The sequence below is a fragment of the Actinoplanes sp. NPDC049118 genome, assembly GCF_040648555.1.
Taxonomy (GTDB): Bacteria; Actinomycetota; Actinomycetes; order Mycobacteriales; family Micromonosporaceae; genus Actinoplanes.
The window spans coordinates 39,610-50,411 of sequence record NZ_JBEZDY010000043.1 but is presented as its reverse complement, the minus strand read 5'-3'; the positions used below and the strand labels follow the sequence as shown (position 1 = coordinate 50,411).

At 64.1% G+C, this 10,802-nt stretch carries 10 protein-coding genes; 5 read left to right on the top strand and 5 right to left on the bottom strand.

All coding sequences use genetic code 11. The annotated features are described in order from the left end of the window. Positions 1-193: 193 nt before the first annotated feature. A complete protein-coding gene (locus tag AB0B58_RS40165; protein WP_360235882.1) occupies positions 194-394 on the top strand; it encodes a hypothetical protein in 201 nt (66 codons plus the stop codon). Positions 395-581: 187 nt separating this feature from the next. Here the strand turns inward: AB0B58_RS40165 and AB0B58_RS40160 are convergent, their stop codons facing one another. Then, positions 582-1,691: a hypothetical protein gene (locus tag AB0B58_RS40160; RefSeq protein ID WP_360235879.1), complete on the bottom strand. Its 1,110-nt coding sequence runs from the start codon at positions 1,689-1,691 to the stop codon at positions 582-584. Between the two features lie 223 nt (positions 1,692-1,914). Between AB0B58_RS40160 and AB0B58_RS40155 the strand changes: the two genes are divergently transcribed. Then, entirely contained in the window at positions 1,915-2,139 is a 225-nt protein-coding gene (locus AB0B58_RS40155; RefSeq protein WP_360235876.1) for a hypothetical protein, read from the top strand. A gap of 358 nt (positions 2,140-2,497) precedes the next feature. Here the strand turns inward: AB0B58_RS40155 and AB0B58_RS40150 are convergent, their stop codons facing one another. The 3 genes from AB0B58_RS40150 to AB0B58_RS40140 form a co-directional block, all read right to left on the bottom strand. Beyond that, on the bottom strand, positions 2,498-3,157 hold the full coding sequence (locus AB0B58_RS40150; RefSeq protein ID WP_360235873.1) for a response regulator transcription factor: 660 nt from the start codon (positions 3,155-3,157) through the stop codon (positions 2,498-2,500). After that, on the bottom strand, positions 3,154-4,989 hold the full coding sequence (locus AB0B58_RS40145; protein WP_360235870.1) for a sensor histidine kinase: 1,836 nt from the start codon (positions 4,987-4,989) through the stop codon (positions 3,154-3,156). The genes AB0B58_RS40150 and AB0B58_RS40145 overlap by 4 nt, the downstream gene beginning before the upstream one ends. A 143-nt stretch (positions 4,990-5,132) precedes the next feature. Continuing rightward, on the bottom strand, positions 5,133-7,124 hold the full coding sequence (locus AB0B58_RS40140; protein WP_360235867.1) for an ATP-binding protein: 1,992 nt from the start codon (positions 7,122-7,124) through the stop codon (positions 5,133-5,135). A 273-nt stretch (positions 7,125-7,397) separates the two neighbouring features. On the opposite strand from AB0B58_RS40140, the gene AB0B58_RS40135 reads away from it, so the two are divergent. From AB0B58_RS40135 to AB0B58_RS40125, 3 genes are all read left to right on the top strand, one after another. Further along, on the top strand, positions 7,398-7,784 hold the full coding sequence (locus AB0B58_RS40135; protein WP_360235864.1) for a hypothetical protein: 387 nt from the start codon (positions 7,398-7,400) through the stop codon (positions 7,782-7,784). 663 nt (positions 7,785-8,447) lie between these two features. After that, positions 8,448-9,257, top strand: a complete 810-nt coding sequence (locus AB0B58_RS40130; RefSeq protein ID WP_360235861.1) for a LuxR C-terminal-related transcriptional regulator — start codon at positions 8,448-8,450, stop codon at positions 9,255-9,257. A gap of 223 nt (positions 9,258-9,480) precedes the next feature. Further along, a complete protein-coding gene (locus tag AB0B58_RS40125; protein ID WP_360235858.1) occupies positions 9,481-9,714 on the top strand; it encodes a hypothetical protein in 234 nt (77 codons plus the stop codon). Between the two features lie 547 nt (positions 9,715-10,261). Here AB0B58_RS40125 and AB0B58_RS40120 read toward each other — a convergent pair. Next, complete coding sequence (locus AB0B58_RS40120) at positions 10,262-10,705, bottom strand: hypothetical protein (protein WP_360235855.1); 444 nt, start codon at positions 10,703-10,705, stop codon at positions 10,262-10,264. Between the last annotated feature and the right edge of the window lie 97 nt (positions 10,706-10,802).

The following is a 10,802-nucleotide window of genomic DNA, read 5'->3' as shown; positions in this document are numbered from 1 at the left end:
CCGGCGATGCCAGCAGCTATCTGCTCGATCTTGTCGCTCCTGCCACGGATAGACCAGTAACGCATGGTGCTTGATCAGGTGCACTGATCTGCCGCGAGTCGCGCTTCGCGGAGAGTCACGGCAGTCCCTGTTTCGGCCAGCGTACGCGCGTGCCGCCGATGTCAGTGAGCGAGCCGGCGGGCATGATGATTACATGGAAGCATGGCCCGAAGTTGACGAGCTCATCGTTACAAATCGTATTATTGAGGGTATCCAAGTCATCCGAGGCAGTCGCGAATGCGGTATTCCAACGGCGCTCGACGAGTTCGTTGAACGCTACCGCTGGCTACGCGAGAACCGACCAGGAGATTTCACGGCGGGCAAGGAGTCGTACTGGAGCGGCTTCTACTCCTGACGTCGGTCTTGCAATTCCCAGAGCGCACTGATCTGCGCTGATCGCGCGCGGTGACCACCGTCAGCTCGTCGCCCTCCGTGCCGGCGGCCGGCTCTGCGGCCAGCGTCCGAACATGCCGATGTGAATGCGCCCTCTTAGCAGATGACAGTGGGCACCACACTGCATTGCGGCACGGAACTACAAATCACTATTGCCGCCATTCATAAAGTACATTTCCTACCCTGCTCCAATCCGGCGGCATGATGGTGCCATTCACGACGTGTGCGCGGGCTAGGATTCCAAAGGTCCGGCACCCCTTGAACCGGGACATGATGTACGCCTCATTCTTCTCCCTTACCGATGAATCTGTCGAAGCCTTCACTGCGGCGAGTGTCCCCCTAGCGTAGATTCCAGCGCAAACCGTCACACTACAATCCGCATTGAAGGGGTTAATACCACGAAAGAACAGTGCGACATCTTGGATAAGTACCGCTTGCCCGTTCCCGAACGTCCCGCCCAGGACCGGTGAGAATTTCAAGCGGGAATCACCCAGAGTCTCGAATATTCCGGATTCCGGTCCACCGCTTCTATGAGTCATCCGAATAGGCATCTCAAGGCGGGAAATAAAGTCTCTTGCTGCACCATTGAAATCTGTGCCGCCAAGAATCGCAAGATGACCAAAGTAGTCGCTGGGTTGCATTCTGTTGGCGGTACTAATGCGCACTTCACACTCTGGATTCGACGCTCTTATGTGACCAAACAATTCGAGCAAAGAATCTGGATCCGAATACGAATACAGCTCTACATAGTCCGGGTCTTCCGGATCTACAAAAGATGCATTCTGAAACATTGAAGGCGGGAGGTCGCCACATGTCAGCACCATTGGCCACCGGCCGTCGAGAGTCCATAATCTCCCGATTCCAAGCGGCTGACTCGCGCCGAATTGGGCCGGATCTACATTGGCCGAATGGGGTGGGAGTTTCGCCACGGCTCGGGACTGTGGCTGGCGTAGCGGCGCATGGTTTTCTGCGGCGCGTTCCCAGGCAGCACGCCACTGGCGTCTCTCGGTCTCCGGAACGCCGAGGACCCGGAGTAGGTCGAGCAGGAGCGTCAATCGAGGCTGTCGCTTACCGCTTAGGACGTCTGCCACTGTCGCGCGCGGCAATGCGATCCCTAATTTCTTGCCCCGGCTCTCAATGTCCCGTAATGCCGGGTTGCCTGCCCGCAGTCGAATTCGAGCAAGAAGCCAGACCAAATCTGCCAGGGATGATGCAGTAGATAGATGTCTGTCCTCGCCGAAATGCTCGCCGTGATCCATTCGCCGCTCGCTTATACGCGTCCGAGACTACCCGGTGTCGGTCGAAGTTGAGTCCGGGACAGTGTAACAGCAGCACTACCCTGCACCCTACCTAGTTCCCTGGTCAGCAGGCTCTTAGTCGCTCGATCATCCAGTCAGGCTTGTCCGCGCCTGTCCCGGACAGTGAACAGTTGACTTCTGATCATGCTTAATGGGGGCGTCACTGAACTTTAAGGAGCGTGACGTGACCGTTGAGATAGTCCTCGCATGGCTGACAGACTTCTGGAACCTGATGCAAGGCTTGCTGGCGGCAGCACTGACCATCAAAGAGATCGGGAAATGCCTTCAAGGCATGTCTGGCGGAAAGCAGGACGTGTCGGCGAGTGTTGAGCTACCACACGAGCGGACTGGCCGACACGCCGAAAGCGCGGCGGAGTCAAGTTGGAACGGCGACAATAGAGGCCACTAACTCGAATCTTCCTGTTCTCCACACAATAGCTTCTTTGTCTCTAGGGTGATCTTGAACGCATACTCATCTGCCGCGATTCGCGCTACCCAGCGTGACGGCGGGGCGTCTCGCTGAGCAGGCGGATCTGCCGATGATAGTGCGCATTGCGCACGCTGCTAACTGCCTGGCTGATTCGCCTCGTCGAATTTCGGCACGCCATTGTTAGCCGCTTCGGTGAGCTTTCTTGAATCGTTGCCTGAGTCGAGCATTGCGCTCGCTGCCCGATCCGGACAACCTGCTCCAGGATGGCGGTCCGGTGCACCGGATGACGGGCCGTTATCTGATGCATCATCCGGGGCCTGCGCAGCCGCGATCGTCATCACGGTTGGCCAAGGCCGGCGTCGCGTGCTTTGGCGACGGCTGCGGCGCGGTTCGGTACCTGCAGTCTGGTCAGGATCGCGGAGACATGGTTCCGTACCGTCTTCTCTGAGAGGAACAGTCGGCGGGCGATCTCATGATTGCCAGCGCCTGCCGCGACGTAGTTGAGGACGTCGCGTTCTCGGCCGGTGAGTTCGGGAAACGCCTGGGCGACGCACTCACGTTTGGCGCTGGTGAAGAAGTCGACGATCCGGCGGGCCACGGCGGGGCCATAGACGGCCTCGCCGCGGGCAACGGCGACGATGGATCGGACGATGTCGGCTCGGTCGGCTCCTTTGAGTAGGTAACCGCGGGCGCCGGCCCGTAGCGCGCCGAACAGATTCTCGTCGTCCTCGTGCATGGTGACGACCAGTACGCCGAGCTGGGGATATCGGCCGAGGAGTTGGCGGGTGGCTGCGGTCCCGCCCAGGCCGGGCATGGTTAGGTCCGTTAGGACGACGTCCGGGTGGGTTTGGTCGACGACGGCGAGCAGTTCCTGCCCGTCGGCTGCCTCCCCGACGATCTCTACTTCGGGGGATGCTGCGAGGGCTGCCTTCAACCCGTAGCGGAACATGGGGTGGTCGTCGGCGATGACGACGCGGACCGGCGGTGGGTCGATCATGGTTGCTCCAGCGGCAGAGTGGCGGTGACGGTGGTGCCTGCGGCGCCGGTGTCGATGCGAAGTCGTCCGCCGAGACTCTCGGCCCGGTGACGCATAGAAGTGAGCCCGACGCCTGGTCCCTCGGTGTTCGCGCCGCCGGTACCGTCGTCGGCGACGATGAGCCGCAGTGCTTGATCGTCGGTGACGATGCTGACCTTGGCGTTTCGGGCGTGAGCGTGCCGCGCGATGTTGGTGAGTGCTTCAGTCGCGATGCGGTACGTCGTGTTCTCCACGCACGGCGGTAGAGGACGAGGGCCGTCGGCGGTCACGGTGACGTTCATCGACCCCGAGAGCGACGCGGCTTGCCGCCTGAGAGCGTCTGTCAAGCTGAGCCGGTCAAGGGCGGCAGGACGTAGGTCGTCGATGATGCGGCGGACGTCGTTAACGGCGGTGATGACCTCGGCGCGGAGTCGTTCCAGCAAGAGGGCACAGGCGGTTGTGTTGTCAGCGGCGATGAGGTCGGTGAGACCCTGAAGACCCAGGCCGACACCCGACAGGGACGGTCCGAGCCCGTCGTGGAGGTCGCGGCGCAGCCTGTCGCGTTCCGCGCGGGTAGCGGCTACGACTCGGTCACGCTCGGCTTTCAACTCGTCGGTGAGGTTGACCGCCAGGACCACGACGGCGACCTGGGTGGTCAGCGCGGCGTGAAGTCGGCGTTCCGATACGGTGAGTGAGCGCGGTGGGCGGTAGCGGGTGGCGAGTCGCAGCACGCCGAGGTCGCGGCCGCCGATGCGCAGCGACCCGATCGTTTGGTCGGCCGTGTGTCCCCCCGCGCTGCTGACGACGTGGCCGTCCACGGCGACAACCGCAGCGCCAACGGCACCGACCGACTCGGCCACGCTCTCGAGCGCGGTGCGCAGCAGCCTGGTTGGCTCAGCCTCGGCGACTTGGCCGCCGAGGTGGCTGACCGCCTGCACGGGATCGGCACGAGGACCGTAGACGAACCGGTCCACCACCCGCTGCAGCTGGTCACGCGCCGGCGTCAGGCCCACCGCCACGACCGCGGCGGCCACCACACCAGGGACCGGCGTACCGCCTATCGCTCGGACAGTGAATGCGCTGACCAGTAGGTAGACGCTGACCACCGCGGCGGTCAGCGCCCCATACACGAGGCCACGCCGAAGAACTATCGCTATGCCCAGCAATCTGTATCGCAGCACCCCGACTGCGATTGCCACCGGAATCAAGGAACCGATGATCGTCAGCACCACGGGCGGCCAGTCGGGAATTGCCCCGACCAGGAATCCTCCGGCAACGCACGCCAGCAACGCGAGCTGCTCGCGTTGCGGCGAACGCGCCCTGAGGAAACGCACCACCGCGCCGGCCCAGATGGCCACCGTCGAAATCGCAATCAACGGCAGGCAGACGCCCACGATGAACACTTGGCGCACTGCGGTGGGAAACACGATCGGAGCTGACACCACAGCGCCCTCCCCGAGCCCGCCGTCAGGATCGAACGACGCCATGACGGTGAACAGCAGGATTCCCGCTGCTGCCCCGCCGACGGGCCACCGCAACCACCGCGCGGGCAGCCGGCCGTCTGGGTAGAAGGCGATCAACAGAGTCGGCAGAACGAGCCAACCCGGCACGAACAGCCCCCCGCCGGCAGTCAACGCCCACCGCGCCGTCGACCATGACGGATCGGCGATCACGAGGCCGTACCAGGCATAGACCATGAGCCCGGCGAACAAGGCGTTGCACGCACCGGCGGTGAGGAGCAGCCAGCCAATGATGTTCCGTGGGCGGTACGTGACCAGGACGGCACCGGGCACGGTCCACAGCACACCCGCCATGACCTGACCCACGATTTGATCTAGGTCGCTGGCAGAAGCCCGGTTGCCATATCGCCAGGCGGCCCAGATCACAGGACCTGCTATCACGGTGGACCACAGTGCCACAGCCCAGGCGGCAACGACGCGGCGTCGCGACTCGCTGCTCACGACAGCTCCAACGGCAGGGCGGCGGTGACCGTGGTCCCGCCGGGTCCAGTGTCGATGCGGAAATGCCCCCCGACGCTTTCGGCACGGTCACGCATCGACGCCAGGCCGAGGCCGGCGGGCGCCGCGCCGAGGCCGACCCCGTCGTCGGTGATGGTGACGATGAGGGTGTGGTCGGCAGGAGCCAGGTCGATCCGGGCGTGGTGCGCTTGGGCGTGGCGAGCGGCGTTGGTCAGGGCCTCTTGCGCGATGCGGTAGGCGGCAGTCTCCACCTGTGGAGACAGCACCGGCAATGCGGCTGCGGTCACATCGACCGGTAACGACGCTGCCACCGTCGCGGCGTGGCGGCGCACTGCCGCCACCAATCCCAGGTCGTCCAGGGTGGCTGGGCGTAGCTCGTCAAGGATCCGGCGAACTTCGCCGACCGCCGTGCTGACCTCGGCGCGGAGGCGTTCCAGCAGGTGGAGGGATCTGGTGGTGTCGTGGATGCGGGTCGCGTCGTCGAGAGCCTGTAACCCGAGCCCGACGCCCGACAGCGATGGCCCCAGGCCGTCGTGCAGGTCCCGGCGCAGTCGATCGCGCTCCACCGCAGTCGCCGCCACGACCCGGTCCCGTTCCACCGCGAGCGCCTCGGTCAGGTCCAGCGCGCGTACCACGACCGCGACTGATGGCGCCAACGCGGTGAGCAATGTGCGGTCGGCGTCGCTGTAGGTGTCCCGGGGCCCGCGGGCCGCTACCCGCAGCACGCCGACATGGTTGCCGCCGACCCGTAGCGGCAGCGACTCGCCGTTGCGCACCTCGACCCCGATCGTGGCGAGTTCTCGCCCATCGGGTGCGAGCACGGCTACTCCGGTGGCGTGCACGGCCTGCTTCACGCTTGCCAGGACCGCGGCGAGCAGGTTCGGCTCACCCGTCTCGGCCACGCTGTCACCGAGGTGGGTAACCGCACGCAGTGGATCGTCCCGTTCGCCGTAGAGCAGCCGATTCACTGCCCGTTGCAGCCGGTCCCGGGCCGGAGCCAGACCAATGGCTACCACCGCGGCCGCCACTACAGCCGGTAGCGGCGTGCTGCCGTTCAGAGCCGCCCCACCCAACCCGGTCACCAGCAGGTATACGCCGACCACCGCAGCGGTCAGCGTCCCGTAGACCACCGAACGGCTGATCAGCACGTCGATGTCGTACAGCCGGTACTTGAGGACCGCGATCGCGATGGCACCGGCGAACACAACGACCACGAGGCCGTCGAGGACCGAGTGAACAGGCACTGGAAGGAACGCCGGTCCGACGACCAGTTCGACCCCGAAAAGTAGCGCTGCGGCGGTCACCCATTTCAGCTGCTGCCGCTCGTCGCCGTGAGCCCGGCGAAGGCGCACGACCAGAGACGCCGTGCACGTGAACAGGAGCAAGAAGTACGGGAGCCCCGCGAAGCGCAGAAGGTCCGGCGGGATCGCGCTGACGCCGGCGGGATTCTCGATGTCTTGGAAGTACTCCAAGGGGCCGCTGCGGAACGGGGCGAGCAGCAGGATCGCCACGCCGCTCGTCCCGGCCGCCCATGCCAGTGGGCGCCACCGCCGGGACGGCAACCGACCGTGGGGAAACAGCAGAAACACGAACGGCATCAACGGGAACGCGATCGCCCAGTTCCAGCAGGCCACCCAGCCAACGACCAACCCGCCCGGCAACGACCCCGGCGAATAGGTAAGGGCGTACACGGCGTAGAGATGCATGCACTCGTTGGAGTTCCACGCCAGTCCGATGCCCAACAACAGCCAGCCGATCGGGTTGGCAGGCCGGCGGGCCGCAAGCACCAACCCGACCGTCGGCAGGACGAGAGATCCAGGCATCTGGATCAGTGTCGACAGCCAGGCCTTCCTACCCTCGTCGTCCGGCACCGAGCGGGTCACCACCAGCAGCGCCATTGCGCCGGCCGTCGAGGCAACCGCCAGAATCCACAGAGCCCAGGCGGTCCGGGAAGCGGTGCTGCCCCTCATGGTGACCACCCCTGTCGCAAGCCTGCCCCAGAACGGTGTGCATCGGCCCGGACGCATCGTGCGACGGGCGACCGCCTCTGAGTACCCGCCCAGTCTGAACTCCCCGACGTCCCGGTTACTACCTGCGATGTCCCGCCGGTGCCCGGCAATGTGCCCGGACCACTCAGGACCGCCACCTCGCGCGGACCACCGATCGGGCGGCGCAGGCTGACGTCGTATCTCGCTCCGCTCGGAGCAGGGGTCTTCGATCCCGCCGACATGTGAGGGGCATCAATGTCAGCACGTCGTTTCATCGCTATCGCGGCCACCGCCGCGCTGATCTCCGTCTCGATCGCAGGTTGCGGTCCTACACCGCCGCCACCACCGACCCCCGGACCGGGTCCAACCGCCCCACAGCCGACGATTCCCGAGACGGACCCCGTCGCCATCGTGTGCGGTAAAGCGCGCATAGCACTCGAGGCCGTCGAGCTGGAAGGCACATCCCAGCGGACCTATCTCGCCGTGGAGGACTTTCTCAACGCCGCCGTGCAGTCCGGAGATCCGGTAATGCTGTACGGGGCGTCGCAGGTCGGAGAATCGCATCGAGGGAGCGCACCGGAACTGACACTGGGACCAGCACTGGCAAACATGGTCCAGACCTGTGTTCAGGGCGGCTATTAGATGGTCCCAGTACCGCCAACTTGCACAAATGCCGGCTACAGGGTCAACCCCCCTGAGACGTTGGTCGCAACCGCCTGGCACAGCCATCAATAAGCCATGCCATTACGGCGGTCGAGGGAGTCCCTCCGGCTCCATACCTTGACGGAGATTCGGATAGGAACGCGGAGGGCGTTTGACGGCGTAAGGCAACCAAAGGTGGTGAATGGTTCATGGACCAACGTATCAAGACCGGCCTCAAATGGGCTGCCACGATTTGGCTCGGTGCAGTCGCTGTGAACGAAATGAGATTGAAGCACACCAAGTCGCAGGAAGGGAGCAGTGCAGCGTGGCAAGCAACGGGCGTCGCTGCCAGGGCGCTATACGACTGGTCTTCAAGTAGTCCATCGATGCACTCAACGCACCCAGCTATCGGCCAATACGTACCGCGGTCGGCGACCGTCCAATCCTCGCGACCGACTGTCTCACCTTGGGCGCCGGCGCCGATTCGTTCGCACAACCCGGGACCAGGCCAAATCAACTTCAACGGCGGCTGGCGCGCCCCTGGGCCCGACTGCACCGCGGGCCAGTTGAAATGAAATTTATTCTAAATCCGTGCCAAATTCCTGGCCAGCCGAGGGACTCGCGTGACTCCCGTCCGGATAGAGCCCGTTAGGGGCATGAATCATGGGCAATCTCTCGCTCCGCGACTACAACCGTATCATTGACCTAACGATGATGTCCCTGGATAGGGTCTCGTCGGGGGAATCCGAGACTCCTTGGCAATCTATCTGCGAAGGACTCGCGGGCTCGATTGCTGGCAGTGCCGCAAGTGGAATCTTCAGCGTGCAGTGGCCTAGTGGCGCGACAGTCGGTGTGACGTGGCCGTCGTCTGCGATGCAGTTCCCGGCGTGGGCGGTAGCAATGCACATGAGGACGCATCCTCTGACTGAACACGTTCTTCGCGGGGGCACCAGTCCGGTGACCATAGGAGACCTGGTCGACGGACGTACCTGGCGCAACAGTGCTACCTATTCTGAACTCCGGTCGTACTTGGGCGTCTCTCGCCAACTTGCGGTGCCACTGCCAGGGGTGCCCGGATCTCTTCGTTTTCTGAGCGTGAGTCGCGACGGACGAGACTACAGTGACCGCGACCGGGCCTTTGCCCTGCGCCTCCAGCCACTGTTGATCCAGATCGACAGACTCACAATGGAGCTACGCAGGTTGCGACAGGCTCTGCCTGCCTCTATGAGAAGTGACCTAGAGCCACGCATCTCGGCGTGCTCGATCACTCCTCGTGAACTGACCGTACTCGCTCTTCTCGCACAGGGGCTCACCGCAGCAGCCATCGGGCGGCGGTTGGCGATCTCTGAACACACCGTCGTCAAGCACAAGGACAACCTGTACCGCAAGCTCCGGGTCTCGGACCGGGTAACTGCCGTTCTTGAGGCCCAACGCCAAGGACTGCTGCCACAGACCGCCACAGTCAACCCGTGAACGCCGCCGAGTGGCGGGGAGGGCAGTAACGACCCGACTCCCCGGCACTCGCCGGCCCGACATGGGACGCATCCAGACGCGGCAAACTCCCTGGTGGAGGTGGAACGCCTGGCACTCGCCCAGAAGCTCTACTGACATCTTGTAATAGCGGCCAGGTCGCTCCACGTGGATTCTTCGGAAGCGTCCGACAAAGATGCTCGGTCCAAGTCGAAGGAGACCACCCATGAGTACTCGATCCGTCAAGCGATCAGTCGCCATTCTCCTGCTGGCGAGTGGTATTGCCACAGTCGGCGCAGCCAGCCCGGCAGCGGCGTCAGTGAACGATCCGGTGCTGCACGCGATCGACCAGAGTCCAATCACCGCCTCCTGCACCTACTCGGCGAACGTCCACTGGGAGCGGGCCTCGCGTATGCTCACCGGGCTCGTGAATACGTCATCGGCTTGGCTGATCACCTGAGGAGAGACGGTTCCGAGGGCGACGACAGAATTCACCGATTCTCTGAGGATCTCCGCGCAGAGGCGCGACGCCTCGGCGACGAATTGTCGCGGCTAAGCGGCTGACCGAGGGGCACCCTCGGCAGGTTCATCTCGACTGGAATGCCGAGTGCATGCACCTTCGGAACCGTAAGCACAGTAGCGCGTGCGTCGTAGCGCCGCCGTAGAGAGCTTGCTTCAAACCGTCGAAGGCGCATCTGGATGGAGACTTCGTTGTCCTGTTAGCCGGCCCTGAGAACGCTGCCGGACAGATACTCTTCGAATCAACTATTTTAGCCCTCAGTGCGCGGGCTCGGCAAACTCTCATAGCCGCGATCAGTGGGTTACGCAGTGTCATGGGCTGCCCGGGCGCTGACGCACGCCTTTGCCGAGGAGCGCGTATAGCCTCGGATCGCCAAAGGGATCGGAGTATGAGGATGATGCGCCCCGCCGACCCCTGGATGCGGGTGGACAGCCGTAAAGAGCGATAAACCCTTCATTCCCACGTCGGAGTACACGACCACGGCAGGTCAGGCGAGCGCACCGCGCACCAGCGACTCAGCGAGCAACGGCGTGACGGCAATAACGGCGAGCAGGGCCACCTTGACAGCTGCACGACGGCGTAGCCCGATCACGAGCGCCGCAGCCCAATAGCCACTGGACCCGACCAACACCAGCATGACCAGCGGCGGGGGCGGGTTGGCCATGGGCGTCCTCTGGTCCCAGACCAGACCGCCCATGAGGTAGGACCACGAGGCTCCGAGCAGCAGGCCGGCCACGGCGACGACGCTGGCCCGTGGCACTCGGGCGAGCCGGCAGCCCAGCCACGCAGCCAGACCCACAACAACGGCCAAGAACAACCCGCCACCGAGAACCTCGATGATGCAAAGTCCCGGACAGTCCTCGGTGAACAACCAGAACCGGTGCACAGGAACAGACAGAACCCCACCGACGGCAGCCGCTCGCAGCTCCACGTGCCGCACATCGGAAGGGATCCGGGGCTCCCTGATCGGCGGACCACCACCCTCGTCCGTCAATCCGGACATATCAACGACACTACCGTTCCGGCCG

Coding starts and splice junctions, on each gene's coding strand:
- AB0B58_RS40135 (WP_360235864.1), top strand. CDS start 7,398: ATGTCAGCACGTCGTTTCATCGCTATCGCGGCCACCGCCGCGCTGATC.
- AB0B58_RS40125 (WP_360235858.1), top strand. CDS start 9,481: ATGAGTACTCGATCCGTCAAGCGATCAGTCGCCATTCTCCTGCTGGCG.
- AB0B58_RS40145 (WP_360235870.1), bottom strand. CDS start 4,989: ATGGCGGGTGTGCTGTGGACCGTGCCCGGTGCCGTCCTGGTCACGTAC.
- AB0B58_RS40150 (WP_360235873.1), bottom strand. CDS start 3,157: ATGATCGACCCACCGCCGGTCCGCGTCGTCATCGCCGACGACCACCCC.
- AB0B58_RS40130 (WP_360235861.1), top strand. CDS start 8,448: ATGGGCAATCTCTCGCTCCGCGACTACAACCGTATCATTGACCTAACG.
- AB0B58_RS40160 (WP_360235879.1), bottom strand. CDS start 1,691: ATGGATCACGGCGAGCATTTCGGCGAGGACAGACATCTATCTACTGCA.
- AB0B58_RS40140 (WP_360235867.1), bottom strand. CDS start 7,124: ATGAGGGGCAGCACCGCTTCCCGGACCGCCTGGGCTCTGTGGATTCTG.
- AB0B58_RS40165 (WP_360235882.1), top strand. CDS start 194: ATGGAAGCATGGCCCGAAGTTGACGAGCTCATCGTTACAAATCGTATT.